General features: G+C 62.5%; 16 protein-coding genes. All 16 read left to right on the forward strand.

Going from position 1 to position 21,004, the window contains the following annotated elements; translation table 11 throughout:
• Nucleotides 1–26: 26 nt before the first annotated feature.
• The 16 genes from R3E82_20460 to R3E82_20535 all read left to right on the forward strand — a co-directional run bounded on the left by R3E82_20460 (nt 27) and on the right by R3E82_20535 (nt 21,000).
• On the forward strand, nt 27–1,301 hold the full coding sequence (locus tag R3E82_20460; protein ID MEZ5553265.1) for a hypothetical protein: 1,275 nt from the start codon (nt 27–29) through the stop codon (nt 1,299–1,301).
• Between the two features lie 3 nt (nt 1,302–1,304).
• A complete protein-coding gene (locus R3E82_20465; protein MEZ5553266.1) occupies nt 1,305–2,366 on the forward strand; it encodes an RnfABCDGE type electron transport complex subunit D in 1,062 nt (353 codons plus the stop codon).
• Complete coding sequence (gene nqrC / locus R3E82_20470; GenBank protein MEZ5553267.1) at nt 2,363–3,118, forward strand: NADH:ubiquinone reductase (Na(+)-transporting) subunit C; 756 nt, start codon at nt 2,363–2,365, stop codon at nt 3,116–3,118. Before R3E82_20465 ends, nqrC begins: the two co-directional genes overlap by 4 nt.
• Entirely contained in the window at nt 3,115–3,771 is a 657-nt protein-coding gene (locus tag R3E82_20475; protein ID MEZ5553268.1) for an NADH:ubiquinone reductase (Na(+)-transporting) subunit D, read from the forward strand. The genes nqrC and R3E82_20475 overlap by 4 nt, the downstream gene beginning before the upstream one ends.
• On the forward strand, nt 3,771–4,373 hold the full coding sequence (gene nqrE / locus R3E82_20480) for an NADH:ubiquinone reductase (Na(+)-transporting) subunit E (protein ID MEZ5553269.1): 603 nt from the start codon (nt 3,771–3,773) through the stop codon (nt 4,371–4,373). Before R3E82_20475 ends, nqrE begins: the two co-directional genes overlap by 1 nt.
• Nucleotides 4,374–4,378: 5 nt before the next feature.
• Nucleotides 4,379–5,620, forward strand: a complete 1,242-nt coding sequence (gene nqrF / locus R3E82_20485; GenBank protein ID MEZ5553270.1) for an NADH:ubiquinone reductase (Na(+)-transporting) subunit F — start codon at nt 4,379–4,381, stop codon at nt 5,618–5,620.
• Nucleotides 5,621–5,658: 38 nt separating this feature from the next.
• Nucleotides 5,659–6,072 carry a CBS domain-containing protein gene (locus tag R3E82_20490; protein ID MEZ5553271.1) on the forward strand — a complete coding sequence of 138 codons (414 nt, stop codon included), beginning with the start codon at nt 5,659–5,661 and terminating at the stop codon, nt 6,070–6,072.
• A gap of 539 nt (nt 6,073–6,611) precedes the next feature.
• Nucleotides 6,612–7,784, forward strand: coding sequence for an HlyD family efflux transporter periplasmic adaptor subunit (locus R3E82_20495; protein MEZ5553272.1), 1,173 nt, complete (start codon nt 6,612–6,614; stop codon nt 7,782–7,784).
• An 8-nt stretch (nt 7,785–7,792) separates the two neighbouring features.
• A complete protein-coding gene (locus tag R3E82_20500; protein ID MEZ5553273.1) occupies nt 7,793–10,417 on the forward strand; it encodes a cysteine peptidase family C39 domain-containing protein in 2,625 nt (874 codons plus the stop codon).
• A complete protein-coding gene (locus tag R3E82_20505; protein ID MEZ5553274.1) occupies nt 10,414–12,516 on the forward strand; it encodes an ATP-binding cassette domain-containing protein in 2,103 nt (700 codons plus the stop codon). Before R3E82_20500 ends, R3E82_20505 begins: the two co-directional genes overlap by 4 nt.
• 9 nt (nt 12,517–12,525) lie before the next feature.
• Nucleotides 12,526–13,347, forward strand: coding sequence for an alpha/beta fold hydrolase (locus R3E82_20510; protein MEZ5553275.1), 822 nt, complete (start codon nt 12,526–12,528; stop codon nt 13,345–13,347).
• A gap of 79 nt (nt 13,348–13,426) precedes the next feature.
• On the forward strand, nt 13,427–14,047 hold the full coding sequence (locus R3E82_20515) for a DUF2239 family protein (protein MEZ5553276.1): 621 nt from the start codon (nt 13,427–13,429) through the stop codon (nt 14,045–14,047).
• Nucleotides 14,048–14,154: 107 nt separating this feature from the next.
• Nucleotides 14,155–14,622, forward strand: a complete 468-nt coding sequence (locus R3E82_20520) for a RidA family protein (protein ID MEZ5553277.1) — start codon at nt 14,155–14,157, stop codon at nt 14,620–14,622.
• A 117-nt stretch (nt 14,623–14,739) separates the two neighbouring features.
• Nucleotides 14,740–16,557: an amidohydrolase gene (locus R3E82_20525; GenBank protein MEZ5553278.1), complete on the forward strand. Its 1,818-nt coding sequence runs from the start codon at nt 14,740–14,742 to the stop codon at nt 16,555–16,557.
• 99 nt (nt 16,558–16,656) lie between these two features.
• On the forward strand, nt 16,657–19,554 hold the full coding sequence (locus tag R3E82_20530; protein MEZ5553279.1) for a DUF748 domain-containing protein: 2,898 nt from the start codon (nt 16,657–16,659) through the stop codon (nt 19,552–19,554).
• A gap of 27 nt (nt 19,555–19,581) precedes the next feature.
• A complete protein-coding gene (locus tag R3E82_20535) occupies nt 19,582–21,000 on the forward strand; it encodes a CoA transferase (GenBank protein MEZ5553280.1) in 1,419 nt (472 codons plus the stop codon).
• Nucleotides 21,001–21,004: the final 4 nt, after the last annotated feature.

The following is a 21,004-nucleotide window of genomic DNA, read 5'->3' on the forward strand; positions in this document are numbered from 1 at the left end:
CACTGTGTTGTCGTCATTCTTTGCGCATGCTCCGGATTGAACTCAAACGCGGACTGGACGTCCCGTTGGGCGCACGGCCGAGCGCTCGAAGATCTCACTCACCTGCCCGGGTTGCCCTGCTGGGTGCCGACTTTCCGGGCCTGCGTCCTGATCTGCTGGTGGCCGAAGGTGATCGGGTGCGCGCCGGCAGCGTTCTGCTGACAGACCGCACCCGGCCGGAAATCCGCCTGACCTCTCCTGTCACCGGCAGCGTCAGAGAGATCCGCCGGGGTGCACGACGCAGTCTCGATGCGCTGGTGCTGGACGTCGAAGAATCCACGGACGGGGCATCTGCGCTGCCGCCACCACCAGCAACTGACAGCGAACCGGAGGTCATCCGCCGCGCCCTGCAACTCGCCGGTTTATGGTCCGCCTTCCGCGCGCGACCCTTCGAGCGCATCCCCGCTGCAGACACAACACCCGCACAGCTCTTCGTAACCGCAATGGACACGAATCCCCTGTCCGTGGATCCGCTGACAGTGATCCGTGAGCACGCTGACGCCTTCGATCTGGGACTGCGCATCGTAACCCGGTTGAGTCCCGTGACCTGGCTGTGCAGCGCCGCCGGCTCTGCGCCCGGCTGCCCTCAATTGACAGGGCTCGAACAGATTGAATTCTCCGGACCACATCCTGCCGGATTACCCGGCACTCACATGCACACCCTCGCCGTTCGCCGAACTGCGGAATCGGCGTCCGGTGAGCTGTGGCACATCGGCTATGCGGATGTGATCGCCATCGGCGAGTACTTCGGCAGTGGTCGCTTGTCCGGCCGGCGACTCATCAGCGTGGCCGGACCGGGCCTGCCGGAAAATCAGCTCGTCGAAACCCTGGCAGGTGCCTGCCTTCAGGATCTGATCAAAGGCTGCATTGCCGCCCGGCATGGATCCGCGACAGGTATCGCAGGTAATCTCAGAGTCCTCTCGGGTCCGCCACTTTCCGGCAGACTGACCACACCGGCATCCGCCTATCTGGGTCGCTATCACCAGCAGGTCACCGTTCTGCCGCCAGCCGCTGTCACCCCGCCAGCCACTTCGACCGGGATGCTGGCCGTGGAAGCCTTCGATTCGATCTGGCCGTTGTCGATACCCGTCGCCCCGCTGCTGCGCGCGCTGCTTCTGGAAGATACGGAATCCGCGGCCGAACTCGGTGCGGGCCTGCTGGCACCGGAAGATCTGGCCCTCTGCGACTACGTGTGCCCGGCTCGCCAGGACTACAGCACCGCACTGAGCCGGATGCTGGAACGTCTGCGACGGGACGGTTGAGCCATGGCGATCCAGATTCATGCACCCGCAACGGCCCGCCACCTCTTCCATTCGCTGGTCTGGGCTTCGCTACCCGCAGCCCTCATCGGTATCTGGAATCTGGGTTTTCAGCTGCTCACTGCACAGGCCGCGCCGACGCTCTTCGCAGGACTTCATCTGGCTCCCGATCCAGACTCGATCATCAGCTGCCTCGCTGCAGGCGCAGTAGTGATGGCGCCTCTGCTGGCAACAGCCACCCTGGTCTCCGGATTCTGGGCCTGGGGCTTCTCCACACTGCGGCGTGTGCCGGTGGATGCCGCCTGGTTTCCCATGGCCTGGTTGTTCGTGCTGCTGCTGCCCCCTTCAACCTCACTGCCTGCAGCCGCTCTGGCGATGAGTTTTGCCGCAGTCGTCGGCGCGCACATCTTCGGAGGCAGCGGGCGCTACCTGGCCAGCCCGGCGCTCCTTGGTGCGCTGTTCCTCACGATGAGCTATCCGGAGTTTGCTGCAACACCGCTGAGTCTGTCGGAGGCGTCCATCACCTCCTCCTGGGCGCAGTTCGCTGCCAATGGTATTCAGGACAACGCCCTGCTCCCCTATGCCCTCGGTCGGGAGATCGGTGCCATCGGCGCGGTGTCCGCATTCGCCTGCCTCGCCGGCGCCCTGTACCTGATCTACGCGGGCACAGCTTCCTGGCGGATCGTGGCCGGCGGCATCCTGGGCGCCATGATTTTTTCCACCGTCCTGTCGTGGACCGGTATTGAAGCCACCCTGCCCGGACAGTGGCATCTCGCCCTGGGTAACCTCGCATTCACTCTGGCCTTTCTGGTCACAGATCCGGGTGCTGCGCCTCTGACCCGCCCGTCCCGCTGGCTGCTCGGCTTCACCACCGGCGCGCTGACCGTCCTGATCCGCACACTGGATCCCGTACACCCGGAAGCCGTGCTTCACGCGGCATTGCTGAGCATGCTGGCAGTGCCGCTGTGGGACTACCTGGTGGTACGTCGGGCAACTGCGCGCGGACCAGCGGCCCGTGCGCGCGGCCCCAGCGCCCGTGGGGCCTCCCGCACCGTGGTGCCGATGTGACCACCGCGACCGGCACCCCTCAACCGCCCCGGACTGAGTCCGTCAGCCGCACCATGATCATCGTCGTGTGCGTCGCCCTGGTCTGCTCCGCCCTGGTCACCACCGCGGTGCAGATACTGCATCCGATACAGGCCGCGTACGCGGCCATCGAGCGCAATAGAGCGATCGTGGTCGCCGCCGGCCTCGTCTCGAGTGAGGCGGATGACGCCGAAGTAGTGGCGGCCTTTCTCACACTGGACGCCCGGGTCATGGCGCGCGACAGCGGTAGGTGGGTAGAGGAGATCGATGGGCGCACTTACGATCACTGGAAGGTGGATGCTGATCAGCCTGGCCGCTACCTGCCCGTCTATCTGGTTGTTAACGACGGACAGATCGACAGGGTGGTAGTGCCCGTCGACGGCAAAGGCATGTGGTCGACCCTGTATGGGTTCCTGGCGCTGAAGTCTGATCTGAACACCATTTCCAGCCTGGTCATATACGAGCACGGCGAGACGCCAGGCATCGGCGACCGGATTCAGGATCCACAGTGGCTGGCTCAGTGGCAGGGTAAACGACTCCGGGATGCCGGTGGCGCGCTGAAGATCGACGTCAGTCCGGACACCGTGCTGCCGGAAATTCATCGCATCGACACCATCACCGGCGCCACAGTTACCGCTCGTGCTGTGGGGCGAATGGTTCAGGATCGCATCCAGGAGTATGACGCTATCCTCCAGCAGCTGAGTCTGACAGCAGCCGGAGGTCAATCCCGGTGAACGCCCTTCGACACCTGACCACACCACTCCTCGATCAGAACCCCATCACCGTGCAGATTCTTGGCCTGTGCTCAGCACTTGCCGTATCCCGCGCGCTCGAACCCGCCCTGATCATGGCTGCCGCAGTGATCAGCGTGCTGGTATTTTCCAACCTCGCCGTGAGCCTGATGCGGCGCCTCATGCCCCAGAGTGTGCGCCTGATACTCGAGGTCACCATCATTGCATCCGGTGTGATAGTGGTAGACGAGTTCATCAAAGCCTACGCTCCGGACATCTCCGAGGTGCTGTCCGTGTTTGTGGGGCTCATCATCACCAACTGCATCATTCTCGGTCGTGCCGAAGCCTTTGCCATGCAGCACGGGCCGCTCGACAGCCTGGCGGATGCACTCGGAAATGGCGCCGGTTACGCGATCATCCTGCTTGCGGTTGCCGCTTTCCGGGAACTCGCCGGCAACGGCAGTCTGCTCGACATCGAAATCCTGCCACTTCTGGCAGACGGTGGCTGGTATCGACCCAACCAGCTGATGCTTTATGCGCCCAGCGCCTTCTTCCTGATCGGCTTTCTGATCTGGGGGGTTCGCAGCTGGCAGACCGGTTCCACCGAACCAGACACCCAGTCCACCACCGGGGCATTCGGGCGGGGATCCGACTGATGTCGAACTTCATCGATGTGATGCTGTACGCCATGTTCGTGGAGAACCTGGCGCTCGTGTTTCTACTCGGTATGTGCACGTATCTCGCAGTGTCGAAACGGGTGGAGACCGCCATCGGTCTGGGCATCGCCGTCATCGCCGTGCAGACCCTCACCGTGCCGCTCAACAACCTGATCTATCAGTGGATACTCGCACCCGGCGCCCTGGCCTGGGCCGGACTGGCTTCCTATGACCTGTCGTTTCTGAAACTGGTCGTCTTTATCGGTGTGATCGCCGCCTCCGTGCAGACCCTCGAAGTGCTGATGGATCGGTTCAGTCCTTCTCTGCACCAGACACTCGGCATTTATCTGCCGCTGCTCACAGTGAACTGCGCCATCCTCGGGGCAAGCCTGTTCATGGTGCAGAGGGACTACAACCTGATCGACAGCGTGGCCTACGGACTGGGCTCGGGCATCGGCTGGGCGATGGCCATCGTGCTGTTTGCCGCCATCCGGGAAAGGCTCCGCTACAGCAATGTACCGGCCGGGCTGGACGGTCTCGGACTCGCCTTTATCGTCACCGGCCTGCTCGCGTTTGCGTTTACCGGTCTCAGCGGACTGTAATCAGCATGCTGACAGTCGCCATCCCGATGCTGCTGTTCACCGCGATCATTGCAATCCTTGCTGCCGCGGTGCTCTGGGTGCGCGTGCGGGTCAGCACTCGCGTACCTGTGCAGATTTCGGTGAATGGCCAGCGACACCTGGAGACCACCAGTGGTGACACCCTGCTCGCCACCCTGTCGGATGCGGGTATTCATCTTCCGTCGGCCTGCGGCGGTCGCGGCACCTGCGGCCAGTGCCGGGTCACCCTGAAACGGGGTGGCGGGCAGCCTCTGCCCGTCGAACGCAATCACATCAGCCGCCGGGACAGCCTGGCCGGCGCTCGACTCGCCTGCATGCTGAAGGTGCGCGAAGATCTCGAAGTCACTGTGCCTTCCGCAATACTCAGCGCCCGACAATGGCAGTGTCGTGTGATCAGCAATCGCAGCCTCTCCACTTACCTCACCGAACTCAAACTGGAACTTCAAGCGGATCAACCGATGCAGTTCCAGGCGGGTGACTACATCATGGTGCAGGCACCGGCAGGCACAATCAGTTTCAGCCAGTTCGAGATCGCCAGTGAGTATCGGCAGGAGTGGGAGCAGAACAACCTGTTTCGCCTCTCGACCGAAATTGCCCAGCCTACCAGCCGCGCCTATTCCCTCGCCAATGCACCGGATGACGCGGGACATCTCACCCTGGTAGTACGCATCGCACTGCCGCCACCCAGCACACCGGAAGGCACACCACCGGGACTGGTGTCCTCCTATATATTCAGCCTTCGCGCTGGAGACCCGGTATCCGTGTCCGGTCCCTTCGGAGAGTTTCACGCCACCGGCACAGCAAAGGACATGGTGCTGATCGGCGGCGGGGCCGGCATCGCTCCGATGCGCGCAATAATCCGTGACCAGCTTCTCGGTCATAAAAAAGAACCTCAGATCGCATCAGAGCGAAATATTTTTTTCTTCTATGGCAGTCGGAATCTCCGGGAACTCGTCTATGCCGAAGAATTCCGTGAGCTGGCAACAAGGTTCGATAATTTTCACTACGAAGTGGCGCTGTCCAATCCGGAGCCGGACGACAACTGGTCAGGCCCATCGGGCTTCGTGCACAACCTCGTATACGAGCGCTATCTGAAAGACCACCCCGCACCTGAGCGTGCGGAATACTATCTGTGCGGACCACCATTGATGAGCAGTGCTGTACTCGCAATGCTGGAAGATTCAGGGGTTGATCGGGAGAGCATCTTCTATGACGACTTCGGCAACTAGAAAGACCCTGCAGGGACTTCCGACAAGAGGCGGACAGGATGAGCGTTAAACCCCAGAGAGTTCGGGATTTCATGACACCGGCTGCCATCCAGGTGACACCCGAGATCGAAATCATGAAAGTGATCGCTCTGCTGGTGGAGCGTGACATTTCCGGACTGCCGGTGGTCGACGACTCCGGCGCACTTGTTGGATTCGTCACGGAGCGCGACTGTATCCGCATCGCGCTTCAGTCCGGGTACCTGGATGAGATCGGGGGACCTGTCTCTGACTACATGACCCGCCGGGTACATTGCGTGCACCCCGAAGACAGCATGATGGATGTGGGTGAGCTCTTCGCTGCTTCGCCTTTCCGCCGCTGCCCGGTCGTTGAGAACGGAATTCTGATCGGACTCATCAGTCGCCGCGACGTACTTCGCGCACTGACCCAGAGCTCATGGTTTCAACAGCGATAATGCGGAACTGACAAGGCGGCATCGATAAAGCGGCGATGAAGGCCGGAGCAACCAGGGTCGCTCCAGCCTTCGAGGTTTCACCAGTGGATCAGTTGTTCCACATGATTGAACCAGCCTTGACCTTAGTCTTGACTTTCATTCAAGCGTCCTCCTTGAGTGAGTCCAGATACGTAACAGGCAGCAGAACACATACTCACTTTCGTGCGCAGCAATCGACCGCATGAAACGCCCCCAGAACACGAGACTGGCCGTCCGTCATGGACGGGAACTGTGCTTCGGATCCACCGCTTTCTCTTCTTACTTTCGTAGTGGAAGGCTGGTCGAATACAAAACACCCGTTCATCGTGTCCGCTCCTCAGAGCACTGATCTGCACCAGCATCCAGGAAGCAAAGTCATTCTGGCAGGCACGTTCAGGCAAGACAACTCTTTCTTTCTCAACTGGTTCACGCATACTTTTTCGCGCTTCCGGCAACGCCAGGATGTGCCGGAGTGCAGTCTGTCACTACAGACCGACAACAAAAATCAGGCAGGACAACCTGTGGCCGTACCCTTTGAAAACACGCTGGACGTGTTGCGCGGTGATGCATCCAGAACCGGAAGATGGCTGACCATCACAGGCGCGCTGGCAACTCTTGTATGGATCGCTGCCGCCTTCTATCTCGCCCTGCCGGTCACGGTAGCCAGCATAGATGGACGCATCGTTTCAGCGGCAGATTCCATCGACATCACCAGCGCATCCGCAGCGCCGATCACAAACATCCCGATCAAGCTCGGCGAGCGGGTGGAGGCCGGACAGGTCCTGATCGAATTTGATTCGATTCCGGAACGTCTGGCACTGGCGGGTTACCGTGAGCGGGCAACCGCACTGAATTCCGAACTTTCCGCATCGACCCTGGAGCTGAAAGGGCTCACGGATTCCCTCGTCAGCGAGCTCGAGAGTCAGGACCGTGGCCTGGAAAGACTGGAAGCCCGGATCGGCGAAACCAATGCCCTCATCGAACATGCGGTGAACGCAGAGAGGCTCTACTCCGAACTCCGCGCCGAACGCAGAATCGACGCGCTCGAGTACTCGCGCGCGAAGAGCGAACTTGAAGCGCACCGCAGGAAGCTGCAGGAACAGATGGCTGAGATGAACGAGATGCGGGCCCAGCGTCAGCTCGCTGTGAACAGAAACGAAACGCTCCGGGCACAACTGATGCGGGAACAGGCGGGCATCGCTGGTGAGATTGCCGAAATCGACGCCGAGGTGCGGCGCCTGAGTAATCGCATAGAAGAGCTGCAGGTACGAGCACCTCTCGCAGGACAGATCGGCGCGATCGCGCGCCTGTCGGTGGGACAGAGCCTCAGTCCGGGCGACTGGGTGATGACCCTGGTTCCCGACCAGTCTTTCGAGTTTCGTGCCACATTCTCCGCGCGTGAAGCCGCGGGTCGCATCGAGCCCGGCCAGCGAGCACGTGTTCAGTTCTTCGCACTGCCCTGGACCGAATACGGAACCCTCGATGCCACTGTGATCCGTGTTGCCAGCGAAGAACGCGACGCCGAGGTGCGCGTGGATCTCGACCTTGAAATGAACAATCCCCTTGCGGAGCAGCTCGACCACGGACTGAAAGGTCAGGCGGTGGTACAGATCCACGAAGCCACTCTGGCGCGACGGCTGCTGAATCTGCTGAGCGCCACCGGGAACCGCACCCAGTCGATCAGCCGCCTCTGAGTCCGGCAATGAAGGCGCGGCGTATCCCCGAGGTCATCCAGTCATCCGCCATGGACTGCGGTCCTGCCGCCCTGGCAGCGGTTCTGAAGGGTTTCGGGCGTCCCGTCAGCTATCCCCGACTGCGCGAGACCTGCCAGACAGACGTGGATGGCACGTCAATCGACCTGCTCGAAGCACTTGCGATGCGCTTCGGACTGGCCGCGGAACAGATCATGCTGCCGACCGACTGTCTGTTTCTGAAAGCATCGCCCAGCCTGCCCTGTATCGCCGTGATCGTCCTGCCGAACGGCCTCACACATTTTGTCGTGGTGTGGCGGGAGTGGCTCGGCTTCGTGCAGATCATGGACCCTGCCCGCGGGCGATCCTGGATGCGCAAGGATCGCTTCATCACAACGCTCTATCAGCATCAGATACAGGTTCCCGCCGAAGACTGGCAAGAATACGCCCGCTCTTCAGAATTTCTCGCAGCACTCAATGAAAGACTGCAACTGATCGGCTTCTCCGCCGCCGAGGCAGCGAAACTGGTCGAGCAGCAGGTGACACTCCCCGGCTGGCGTGGACTTGCGGATCTCGATGCCGCCCTGCGCATGAGCGGCGATCTGCGGGCGCGGGGTGCTGGCGTGTCCACAGGTGACATTCACGCACTCGTGACCACGCTGCTCGAGACGCCGGAGCTGATTCCCGGTGAACTTCGACAGGTCCGGGAGGCGTCCGGTGCACCGGACGATCTGCTTCTCAAAGGTGCGGTGCTGGTGCGATTTGCCGATGCAGAGTACCCGCCGCCTGAAGATCCAGTGGTCGCACAGGTGGCGACAGCCCCGGAGCAGACCATTCTCCGTCGCCTCTTCGGCCTGTGTCGAACTCTCGATGGCGACCGGCTGATCCCGTTCCTGTCCGCGAGCGCGGCGCTGATCGGACTGATCACCTTCATCGAAGCGCTCGTGTTCCGCTATCTGATCGGCGCGCAGCTGCCCTCTGAACTGCCGAGCCTCGGACTCATCGCACTGGTCGTAATCCTGCCGCTGCTGGCAGCCGTGGCACTCGAAGCCGGTGGCGAGAGTCTCTCACAAGACCTCGGACGACGCCTGGATCTGCATCTGCGGACCCGCCTGCTGCGCAAACTGCCGCGGATGTCGGACGGATACTTCGCAAGCCGACTCGTCTCGGATCTGGCGGAACGCGGACACGCAGTGGGCCAGATCCGTGCGATTCCGGAACTCATTCGACGCGCACTGATCCTGATGATCCGTCTGACACTGGTACTGCTCGGCCTCGCCTGGCTGGCGACGCCGCAACTGGGGCTGATCGCACTTGCCGCTCTGCTGGCGCTTATCGCACCGATCGTCATTTTTCCGGTTCTGGCAGAACGCGATCTCCGCGCCCGCACCCATCTCGGTGCCCTGGCTCGTTTTCATCTCGACAGCCTGCGCGGTTCAGAAGCCATCTGGGCACACGGTGCTTCGCGCTCTATCGAACTCGAACAGGAGAGCCTGCTGCTGAAGTGGGCCCAGGCAGTCGGCGAATTTCAGCGTCCCGTGCTTCTGTTTGATGTCGTGCAGACACTGGCGCTGGTTCTCATCGGCATAGCGCTGGTGATTCCGGCACTGTCTTCCGAGCTGCCCGAGGGCACCGTGCTGCTGCTGGCCTACTGGTCACTGTTTCTTCCCGTGCTCAGCCGCCAGTTGACCGATGTGCTGAAGCAGTTGCCGGGACTTGCGAGTGTCGCTCAGCGGGTGCTCGAACTGACCGATGCACCGGAGGAACCCGTGGCGGACGACGCGCCATCATCCACAGGGTCTGTCGCACCGGCGTCTGTCAGCTCATCCGGCGTCAGTATCGAGTATGCCGGCCTGACGATCAGACGCGGCGAGCAGTGCCTGCTGGAAGACCTCCGGCTGCATATAGCCGCGGGGGAACGCGTCGCCGTCGTGGGTCCATCAGGCTCGGGCAAGAGCACGTTCCTCAGCACGCTGCTCGGCTGGCACAGCCTCGATGCACGCGACCCCGCACTGACTCTGGACGGGCAACCCGCCACAGCGACAGCGCTCGCCACTCTGCGGGAGTCCACGGTGGTCATCGATCCTGATCTCTACCTCTGGAACCGTACACTCTTCGACAACGTCTGCTACGGTCTCGATGACCCCGGCGCGTCCGCTCTCGAACAGGCCATCAGCGGCTCAGAAGTCATCGACGACCTGGAGAAGATGCCCGACGGCCTGGCGACCATCGCCGGTGAGAACGGCAGCAGACTCTCTGGTGGAGAGGGACAGCGCCTGCGCATCGCGCGCGGACTCGTGCACGACGCCCCTCGACTGGTTCTCATGGACGAGCCCTTCATCGGCATGGACTCGATGCAGCGTGTGCGGATGAAAAAGAGAATCCTCGATCGCTGGCCATCGAGCACCATGATCTTCGTGAGCCACAACATCCGCGAGACACTCGAGTTCGATCGGGTACTGGTCTTCGGCGCGGGCAGGATTCTGGAAGACGGCAACCCTCGCGTGCTTGGCGAAGACGCGGATTCAGTTTTCGCGAATATACTTGCCAGCGAGCAGCGCCTGCACCATCACCTGACAACGAGCGAAACCTGGACCCGGCGCAGATTCGAAAACGGGAAACTCCTTACGCTATGAGCGGGTCCGTTACCTCCCTGAGCTGGCCCGCGGATCGCATCTTCGACGGAGTTCGCCTCCTGGCGTCGAGGTTCACTGCCGGATTCACCGGCTCCGTACCCGTCGGTCAGCAGGCAGGCCCTCTGCACAGCCCCGGTCACTCAACCTGCCTGACCACGGAGGTATCCAGAGCCTGCAGCTCCCTCGGGATCACCCCCCTGCCTCTGTCCAGCGAACTGGACCATCTCACTGATTGCCTGTGCAGCGCGACACCATTGGTTGTGCCGGTGCAGAACGGTCAACGCGCCCTGCTGGTGCTCAGCGCCAGCCGCAGAAAGGCCCTTGTGCTGGCACCCGGTGGCCGCACCCGGCATCTCGATCTGCAGCGGATTCTCGACGCACTGCAGCCACCGGTGGCAGCAGAGACCGCGCGATCGCTCGAGGGCCTGAAAGATCGGCTCAACGCGAAGACGGTCGACAAGCTGCTCGACCTGCACCATCGACAGCGCTCGATCAGCGTCGGTTGCAAAATACCGGTTGCCGCTGACACAGGACCTTTCACTAGCCGGCTCATACACGCACTGGCGGGACGTACTGCAGCACTGCTCGCCCTGCACCTCCTGTACTTCACACTGTGGATCACAAGCTGGATAGCACTCGTCAATACGCTGGCGGGCACGGGAGATACCCAGTCTCTCACCCTGCTCTGGGCCCTCGCCCTGCTGTCATCCATGCTCGCACTGCCGGTGGAATCCTGGCTGGTCCAGGACATCGCAACCCGTGCCGGGGTGATGGTCAAGAAGCGATTGCTCAGCCAGGCGCTGCGCATGGACAAAGCGGCCGTCCGGGAGACGGGTATCGGCGCGCTCATTGCCCGCACGCTGGAGGCCAACCAGCTTGATTCGCTGGCGAGCCGTGGTGGTGTCCGGGTACTGCTGTCCGTTTTCGACATGATTGTCATACTCGGACTGGTAACCGCCTACGCTGGCGTTCATCCCCTGCTGCTGCTGTTTGTCGCGGTACTTGTACTGGTCGTCTGGCAGAGCCGGGGGTGTTACCGATCCGAGCTGCGACTGCACAGCGCACACCAGGCCGTCACCGCACTGCATACGGAAGAGATGATCGGTCATCGCACCCGCAAGATCTTCGTCGGCCGGAACGCCTGGCACACCCAGGAAGCCGCACACCTTGCAGAGTATGAGCGCGCATCCGCTGATGCGGACGCTCGCCTGCGACGCCTGAGCACCGCACCCAGGGTGTGGAGTGCTGCGGCTACAGCCGCGGTGCTGGCCCAGATCTATCTCCAGAATACCGGCGGCTTCGACACGGTGGTGCTCGTCGGCTTTGTGATCATCGGCGCAGCCACGCTGGCCAACGTGACCATCGGCATCGGGCCGCTGCTGAAAGCGTTTGTGGCCGTTCACGAGCTGGGTTTGCGAAATGTCGATGACCGGCCCCACCCGGATGCTGCAGACACCGGTGTGGAACTCCAGCCTGATTCCCGAGCGGCCGCACTGCTGAAAGTTCAGGGGCTGCGCTTCCGCTATCCGTCCGCCGCGGAGGCGATCATCCGTGATGTGGATCTGACCCTCTCCGGTAACACCAAGATGCTGTTGTCCGGGCAGTCGGGGAGCGGTAAGTCGACCATCGGGGCACTGCTTGCGGGCAGGCTGCAGGCCAGCGCAGGCACAATCCTCAGCCAGGGGGTGGACCGGCATGTAACAGGCCGAACGGGATGGCTGAAGCATGTCAGCTACATCCCCCAGGCCAACGACAATCATGTTCTGACCGACACCTTCGCCTTCAATCTGCTGCTCGGCAGGCCCTGGCCACCCAGCGCCGCCGATCTGCAGCAGGCGGAAGCGCTGGCAGTGGTCCTCGGGCTCGGTCCACTGATCGAGAAGATGCCCGCCGGTATGATGCAGATGGTCGGGGACGGCGGCTGGCGGCTGTCCCAGGGTGAGCGCAGCCGGTTATTCGTGGCACGCGGCATCCTGCAGAATCCCCACGTGCTGATCTCGGACGAGCTGCTCTCCCCGCTGGATCCGGCGAGCTCTCTCGAAGTACTGACCGCCATCGAGCAGCTGCCCAATGCACTCATCCTGATCGCTCACTCATAAGGAATACAGATGCCGCACGCTCAGATCAATGGGGCCAGTCTCTGGTACGAAGTCCGGGGCACCGGTGCGCCGCTGCTGCTGCATCATGGCTACACCGCATCCCGTGTGAACTGGATGCCGGTCGCCGAACGACTGCAGTCCCGGCATCAGATCATCCTCATGGAGTGCCGCGGTACCGGTGCCAGCGAACATACTGCGAACGGCTACAACATCGAGCAGTACACGGCGGATGTGGTCGGCATGATCGACCATCTGGGCATCGATCGGCTCAGCTTCGCCGGACACAGCATGGGCGGCGGCATCGGTTATCAGCTCGCCCTCGACCACCCCGGGCGGCTGAGCAGTCTGATTCTCATGGCGCCGATCCCCGCGAGCGGCACCGGCCCGATCACGCCGGAGATCCGCGCCCAGCGTCTTGATGAACGCCGCCGCAGGGACAGGAACGCCATTCTCGAGCGCTATCGCGCGATGCGATTCCGGGGGGATGTGGAGACCGACGCCTGGTTCGAAAGCCGCGCTGATCACATCCTCGGAGTGTCCGACGGTCACTTCGAACAGAGTGCGGAGTCGATGCAGTCTCTCTGTCTGGGCACACGCCTCGGCGAAATCACCACTCCGACACTCATGATCGCCGGTGCAGTGGACGGACTGCTGCTGGCGAATCTGCAGGACTTCACCATGCTGCCCAACGCGACTCTCGAGGTGCTGTCACGGGCGGGTCACGAGATCGCCATCCACGAGCCGGACCGGGTAGCAGCCGCCATCGAGGCGTTTCTGCAATACGGGGTGATACGCGCCGAGACACTGCAGGCGCGCCTGGCATCGCCCTGATCGCTACAAATCCGTTGCCTGGCTATTATTACCAAGGTAATATTGTTTATTGCCAGGGTTTTTAAAACGGAGTCGATCCATGAGTGCCCCCACCCATCTGCTTTTCGCAGGCCACGAACTGCTGGAAGCGGGAGATCTGCTGACTGTGGCGATGGCCTGCAGGGCCAACGCTTCGTCCGCGGACCTTCTGGTGTTCGAGATGGCGTCCGGCCGCCAGATCGATCTGGATGTGCGCGGCAGCCAGGCTGCCCTCGCCAGACGCTATGGCAGCAAGGACAGCAGGAACGACCCGGCCACCCCCGCCACGCAGGAACCCGGGAGCCCGCAGGGAGATGGGCAACCGCGGGGACGCGGGCGACCGAAACTGGGTGTGGTCGGGCGCGAGGTCACCCTGCTCCCGAGACACTGGGCCTGGCTGGACGAGCAGCGTGGCGGCGCTTCTGCCGCCCTGCGACGCCTGGTCGACGGCGCCCGCAGGGATCTCAGCGGCGCCGACCTGATCCGCAGTTCCCAGGATCGGACCAACCGTTTTCTCTCCGCCATCGCGGGCAATCTGCCGGGATTCGAGGAAGCCACCCGGGCACTGTTCAACAGCGATGCGTCACGCTTCAAGGCGGAGACCCGGAACTGGCCGCGGGATGTGCGACGCTATGCGCTGGAATTTGCGAAGGACGCGCTGCGCGGCGACGTGGCAGCATAAGATTCCACCCACCGACGGATTCGCCGTCCTGCCCCTGGCGGGATCGGCGTCTCGTCCCGGCGGGACTGGAGTCCTGCCTGCGCCAGCCACTTGAAGGAGTCCTTCCCATGCCATCGTTGCTTTCGAATTCACCACTTGCCTCACTCATCTTTGCCGTGTCGATGCTCAATCCGACTGCCGCGCCTGCAGAAGCCGTGCCGCCCGAGTATCTGCAATCGACGCAGACCCGGGCACTCGCACTGCCTTTTTCGGACGCGGTGCGCGCCAACGGCATGCTCTATCTTTCCGGTCAGATCGGGAACCTGCCCGGCACCACGGATCTCGCCCCGGGCGGCATCAAGGCGGAAGCACGACAGGCCCTGGACAACATCCGCAGCCTCCTCGATAACAACGGTTCGAGCATGGCGCAGATCATCAGGTGCACGGTCATGCTCGCGGACATTGCGGAATGGCCCGCCTTCAACAGCGTTTATGTCACTTATTTTCCGGATAACAAACCTGCCCGCAGTGCTTTCGCCACGTCGGGTCTCGCCTTCGGCGCCCGTGTGGAGATCGAGTGTCTGGCGGCAGACTGATTCCGCATCTGACCTGCCTCGGCGGAGTCCCGAACTGGGCAGCACCTCTGGAGGGACGATTGCCATTGGTGCCTGCATTTGCGAGAGTCACCGGCTCCACTATCGCAGGGACCAGGAATGAGCAGATCGAGCCGTACGAGCACGCAAGACAAGGACAGCCTCACCAATCATCCCGGGCACCGCCCGCTGAAGGTGCTCTGCGCGTTTTTCCTTGTCGCCGCGGTGAGTGCCTGCAGTCAGCCCGCTGAGGAATCCACACCCCAGGCGCAGCTGCCCGCCGTGGTTCCCGCCGATCTGGTCCTGCGCGGCGGCAAGGTGGCCACGGTGGATTCCGCCCTTGGCGAAACCCAGGCCATCGCGCTGCGCGGTCATGAGATCGCCGCTGTCGGTTCGGACGTCGAGATTGCCGCTTATATCGGCCCGGCCACGGAAGTTGTCGAGCTGCAGGGCCGGCTGGTCATTCCCGGATTCATCGAAGGTCACGGTCACTTCATGAGTCTCGGCCGATCGAGACAGATCCTCGACCTGAACAATGTGCAGAACTGGGACGAAGTGGTGAACAAGGTCGCAGTCGCCGTCGATCAGGCGCAGCCCGGCGAATGGATCTTCGGCCGCGGCTGGCATCAGGACAAATGGGACAGCGTACCGGACGACGCGGTCGACGGTGTTCCCCGCAACGACAGCCTGAACGCCGTTGCGCCGGACAATCCGGTCCTGCTCGGTCACGCCAGCGGTCATGCCGCCTTCGCCAACGACGCCGCCCTGAAAGCGGCCGGTGTCGACAACAGCACGGCGGATCCGGCCGGCGGCACCATCGTCCGCACCCCGGAAGGCAAGGCGACCGGACTGCTGCGCGAGACCGCTCAACGTCTGATCGACCCGGCCGTAAACGAATTCGAATCCCGGCGCAGCACCGAGGAAGTAGACCAGGTCATGCGCGAACGGGTGTTTCTGGCGGGCCAGGATGCTCTCGCCCACGGGGTCACTTCTTTCCACGACGCCGGCGCAGACTTCGAGACAATCGATTTCTTCAGGAAACTCGAAGCGGAAGGCACGCTGCCCATCCGTCTTTATGTCATGGTGCGGAGGGAAAGCAACGAAGCCCTGGACGAACTGCTGCCCCGCTACCGGATGGTTGCCGAGGGCAATGACTTCCTCACCGTGCGCTCCATCAAGCGCCAGATCGACGGCGCGCTCGGTGCCCACGGCGCCTGGCTGCTCGAACCCTACACGGATCTGACCAGCACTCCGGGACTGGTACTGGAGCCCGTGGAAGACATAGAGCGCACGGCCGAGCTTGCGGTGAAGCACGGCTACCAGGTCAACACTCACGCGATCGGCGATCGCGCCAACCGGGAAACACTCGACATCTACCAGCGCGTATTCGAACGCACCGGTGCAGACGGCAAAGCACTGCGCTGGAGAGTGGAGCACGCACAGCATATCGATCCCGCCGACGTGCCGAGGTTCGCGCAACTGGGTGTGATCGCAGCCATCCAGGGCGTGCACTGCACGTCGGACGGTCCCTGGGTCCCTTCCCGGCTGGGCGAACCCCGCACCCGGCTGACCTCCTACCCCTGGCGTGACCTGATCGACTCGGGTGCGATCGTTACCAACGGCACCGATGTACCCGTGGAACCGATCGACGCCATCGCCTCTTACTACGCCTCTGTTTCGCGGATGACCAAAGAGGGTACGAAGTTCTATCCCGAGCAGGCCATGACCCGCCAGGAAGCGCTCGCCAGTTACACCCTCAACAACGCCATCGCTGCATTCGAAGAGGACATCAAAGGCACCCTCACGCCCGGGAAACTGGCAGACGTCGTGGTGCTGTCCTCGGACATCCTCACCATCGCCGAGGAACAGATTCCGGACACCCAGGTGGATCTGACCATCGTCGGGGGCGTCGTGAAATTCCGCCGCCAGGGATCCTGAGCCGGGGAGACTCTGATCGACCGTCTGCGCCGCCACTATCGAGGGCTGCTGTGGTCCGGATTCGGCCTGGGGCTCTACGCCCTGGCCGGCTTTCTCCTCGTGCCCTGGCTGCTGGAACGCACGCTGCACTCGACCCTGCAGGAACGGCTGTCCCTCGACACCCGTGTGGAGAGCATTCGCTTCAACCCCTTCAGCTTCACGCTGCAGATCAGTGAACTGAACGTTCACGAGCGCGATGGCACCAGGCTGGCCGGCCTGTCCGGACTGCTGGTGAACTTCGAGCTGTCGAGCCTGTTCCGCTGGGCGTTGAGCTTCGATGAACTGCATCTCACCCGACCCCACCTTGCCGTGGATCTCCTGCCCGGCGGCAACACCTTCGCCACACTCGCGCAGCGATGGCAGGCATCCGCCGACACCACTGTCGCAGCAGTGGAGACTGACAGCAGGGATAGCAGCCCGCCGCGTCTGTACATCGGCGATCTGCAACTCACCGGAGGCACACTGACCTTCACCGACCATCGACGCACGGAGCCCTTTGCGATCGAAATCGGGCCGATTGATCTGGCCATTGCCGATCTCAGCACCCTCCCGGAGACGAGCGGCACCCAGCAGGTGATCGTTCGCAGTGAGGAGGGAACCGAGATCAGCTGGACCGGTACGCTGTCACTCAACCCCATACGTTCAGAAGGACGTGTCAGGCTCCTCGGTTCCTATCCGCCCATCGTGTATCGCTACCTGAAAGATCAGCTGCCTTTTGCACTCGACGGCGGAGCCGCAGATCTTCGCCTGCACTATCTTTTCGCCGTATCAGGCCAGAGCGGGGTTGAACTGATTCTCGATGAGATCAGCGGGTCCTTGACAGATCTGCTTGTCAGCGAACAGGACGGCGCCCCAATCGGCCGACTCGGTCGCTATGAAATGGTCGGAGGCGCCTTGCACTGGCCAAAGAACAGCGTGCGGATCGACGCGCTGCATTTTACTGATGTTGAACTCGATGTGATCCGACGCGAAGACTCCAGCCTGAATCTGATTCCCGCAGCCGCTGCGTCAGAACAGACACTCGAAGCCGCAAGCCCGGAGCCGGCTGCTGCGGTGACGCCCGCTCCCGGAGTGTCGGAACAGACTTCCGAGCCCTGGGATATCGCCATCGATCGCATCGTCCTGAACCTGTCGAGACTGGCCTTCCGTGACAGGTCCGTAGCGGATGCGGGCGTCGAGACCACCGTCGACCTCACCTTGAGCGGCATCACCAATCAGCCAGGCACTCCCATCGGGATCGAAAGCCGTATGCAACTCGCCAGTGGCGGTACCGTGGACCTCAATGGCAGCGCGAACCTGTTACCAGAGATCGATGTTGATCTTGCGCTGGCGGCAGTCGATCTCGCCCTCATGCCGGCGCAACCCTATCTGAGCGGGTTCGCGAATGTCGGTATCGGAGGCGGCACCATAGGACTGAAGGGCAGGATCAGAAGCGGCACTGTCGGATCATTCCAGTATCAGGGCGCCTTTACCCTCAACGATCTGATCTTGAACGACCAGATCCGCAAAGAGATTCTGTTGTCGATATCCGGACTCGGAATCGACGAACTGCAGGTGAGTCCCGATGCTCTGGAAGTCTCCCATCTGCAGATCGACGCCCCCTATGCCCGGATCGAAATCGCCCGGGACGGCAGCAGCAATATCCAGCGCACCCTCATTGATCAGCCTGATCCGCCGACAGCAGCGACAGCAGCGACAGAAAGTGAGCGAGCCCCGGTAGAAAAGTCGCAAGCCGAGGCCGAAGCTTACGCAGTCACGATCGGCGGCATCGGGATCAGCGATGCGAGTGCGCGCTTCACCGATCTGAGCCTGCCACTGCCATTCGAAGCCAGTATCGCGGGTCTGGCAGGCAGAGTGTCTGCACTGTCTTCCAGCAGCCGTACCCCCGCAGAACTCGAATTCGAAGGTCGGGTCAACGACTGGGGTCAGGTTACTGTCTCCGGCGCGCTGCGGCCCTGGGCGCCGAAGGATCTCACCGACATCGCTGTAAAGTTCCGCAACGTCGACCTGCCCGCGGTGTCTCCCTACACCATCAAATTCGCGGGGAGAGAAATCGCCACAGGCCGTACGGATCTGGACCTCACCTACGCGCTGCAGAACGGTCACGTGAATGGCGCCAATCGTCTGGTGATTCGCGATCTCACCCTGGGTACAAAGGTCGAACATCCGGACGCGATGAATCTTCCACTCGACCTGGCGGTGGCGCTGCTGAAGAACAGCGAGGGTGTGATCGATCTCGATATCCCGGTGCAGGGCTCCCTCGACGATCCCGAGTTCAGCTATGGCGGTGCGGTCCTGAAAGTATTCGGTAACCTTATAGTGAAGCTGGTTGCCTCACCCTTCCGTCTGCTCGGCGCCCTCGTCGGCATGGAGGGTGAGGATTTCGGTGAGGTGGTTTTCGCCGCTGGTCGCAGCGATCTCTCACCTCCGGAGCAGGAGAAAGTGCGCAAGCTTGCCGTCGCCCTGGCACAACGACCCCAGCTGAAACTGGTGGCGCCCGGACTGGCAGTGCAGCCGGCCGACGGGCAGGCGCTGGCCAGACGGGAAATCGAGAAGGAGATCGCAACCAGGCTCGCCGCACAGTCCGGCAGCGCCACAGCAGCGGTCGATGGCGCACTCCTGGGGGAGCGGCGCCAGCGGGTAATCGAGTCCCTGTATCTCGAAGCCGGGATCACGCCGGTGCCTGACGAGCTTCGTGGCAGCTTTCTCCGCACCGATGAGGCGGGAAAACAGAACTTCGATGGTCTCGCCTACAGCGCCGCGATGACCAGAGCCCTGATCGACAGCAGACCCGCTGCGCGCGCCGCGTTGATCGGACTCGCTGAGGATCGTGCCAACGCTGTGGTTGTCGCCCTGCGCGATGCCGGTATCGGCGAAGACCGGATAAGCAGATCGGAGACTCGCGTTATCGAATCCGGTAAACCGGCCACCATCGAGCTGGAAGTGGTCGCGGACTGATCGGAAGCCCTGTGCCATACTCGGTCCATGAGCCGAGCAAGCCGCCGGGTTCTTCACACCGCACTTTCGCAACTGAGTGCCGCGACGGGGCATCCCGATTTCACCGGAATCGGCTTCCGCGCCGGGCAGCACGCCTTCAATTCACCCTTCCGCAGCGCCGAAGCCGCCAGCGCGGCGCTGCTGGCAGGCGCCTCGATCGCCAGTTCGATCGGGGCTGCGCGTCACCAGCAGACTGCCGGGGTCGAACTCTCGAGCCGTCACGCGGAGGCGTCTCTGCTCAGCTTTCTCTACCTGCGTTTCAGCGATCCCGGACGCGCACCAGCCGCACGGATTGCACCCGAAGATCGCACCGCGGCTGCCGGTTTTTTTCGCGCCCGTGATGATCGATGGGTTTATCTTCACCCCGGTTTTCCCCACAACACCGAGGGGCTGCTGAAGCTGCTCGGTACCCCGGACAATCGCGAAGCGGTGACAGCCCGCATACGCGAAATTTCTGCTGCGACTCTGGAAGATCAGATGGCCGCCGCTGGACTCTGCGGCGCCATGGTCCGCGCTCCGGAAGAGTGGGATATATCGGTACCCGGCCGGCTGCTGCGCAGCCAGCCGGTCGTCGAGATCATTCAGATCGGCGAAAGTCCACGCGAGCCTCTACCCGGCACAGGTTCAAAACCACTCGACGGGCTGAAAGTACTGGATCTCACCCGCATACTCGCGGGGCCCACCTGCGCCCGCACCCTGGCTTCTTACGGTGCTGGTGTGCTGCGTGTCGGTGCGGAACATCTTCCGTCGATCCCTCTGTTTGTCGCTGATACCGGTTTCGGTAAACGTTCGTGTCATCTCGATCTCAACCTGCCGGCGGATCTCACCACCCTCAAACGCCTGATCGGTGAGGCAGACGTCTTCTCTCAGAGCTATCGGACCGGCGTGATGGAACACTTCGGCATCGGCGCCATGGATCTGGCGAGGCTGCGCCCGGGTATGGTCGCAGTCTCGATCAACTGCTATGGCCATGAAGGCGACTGGCGTGGCCGACCGGGCTGGGAGCAACTCGCCCAGACAGTCACCGGCATGGCCCAGGTACAGGGGAATCATCTGGGCGCTGAAGGTCCTGCTCTGATGCCCGCGGCAGTCAACGACTACACCACCGGCTATCTCGCCGCCCTGGGCACGCTGGCCGCACTGCAACGCCGGGCGGAAACCGGTGGCAGCTACTGGGTGCGGGTCTCTCTCGCCCGCACCGCCATGTGGATCCGCGATCTCGGCGGTATCAGGAATCCCGGCACCCGACCCTTGAGCGAAAAAGAGATCGGGAAGTACAGCGCCACGATGGAGACCGCCTGGGGACCGGTCCGCTACCTGCGGCCCGCAGTGACGATCGCGGGTACGGACGTGGGCTGGCATCTGCCACCAGCACCTCTTGGATCGAGTCCCGCGGTGTTCGACTAGGCCG

It is taken from the genome of Pseudomonadales bacterium (assembly GCA_041395945.1).
GTDB lineage: Bacteria > Pseudomonadota > Gammaproteobacteria > Pseudomonadales > Azotimanducaceae > SZUA-309.

What these genes read in the sequence shown, in the direction of transcription:
- R3E82_20535 (MEZ5553280.1), top strand. Translation starts at nt 19,582, where the DNA reads ATGAGCCGAGCAAGCCGCCGGGTTCTTCACACCGCACTTTCGCAACTG.
- R3E82_20510 (MEZ5553275.1), top strand. Translation starts at nt 12,526, where the DNA reads ATGCCGCACGCTCAGATCAATGGGGCCAGTCTCTGGTACGAAGTCCGG.
- R3E82_20505 (MEZ5553274.1), top strand. Translation starts at nt 10,414, where the DNA reads ATGAGCGGGTCCGTTACCTCCCTGAGCTGGCCCGCGGATCGCATCTTC.
- R3E82_20520 (MEZ5553277.1), top strand. Translation starts at nt 14,155, where the DNA reads ATGCCATCGTTGCTTTCGAATTCACCACTTGCCTCACTCATCTTTGCC.
- R3E82_20465 (MEZ5553266.1), top strand. Translation starts at nt 1,305, where the DNA reads ATGGCGATCCAGATTCATGCACCCGCAACGGCCCGCCACCTCTTCCAT.
- R3E82_20515 (MEZ5553276.1), top strand. Translation starts at nt 13,427, where the DNA reads ATGAGTGCCCCCACCCATCTGCTTTTCGCAGGCCACGAACTGCTGGAA.
- nqrF (MEZ5553270.1), top strand. Translation starts at nt 4,379, where the DNA reads ATGCTGACAGTCGCCATCCCGATGCTGCTGTTCACCGCGATCATTGCA.
- R3E82_20490 (MEZ5553271.1), top strand. Translation starts at nt 5,659, where the DNA reads ATGAGCGTTAAACCCCAGAGAGTTCGGGATTTCATGACACCGGCTGCC.
- R3E82_20460 (MEZ5553265.1), top strand. Translation starts at nt 27, where the DNA reads ATGCTCCGGATTGAACTCAAACGCGGACTGGACGTCCCGTTGGGCGCA.
- nqrE (MEZ5553269.1), top strand. Translation starts at nt 3,771, where the DNA reads ATGTCGAACTTCATCGATGTGATGCTGTACGCCATGTTCGTGGAGAAC.
- R3E82_20500 (MEZ5553273.1), top strand. Translation starts at nt 7,793, where the DNA reads ATGAAGGCGCGGCGTATCCCCGAGGTCATCCAGTCATCCGCCATGGAC.
- R3E82_20525 (MEZ5553278.1), top strand. Translation starts at nt 14,740, where the DNA reads ATGAGCAGATCGAGCCGTACGAGCACGCAAGACAAGGACAGCCTCACC.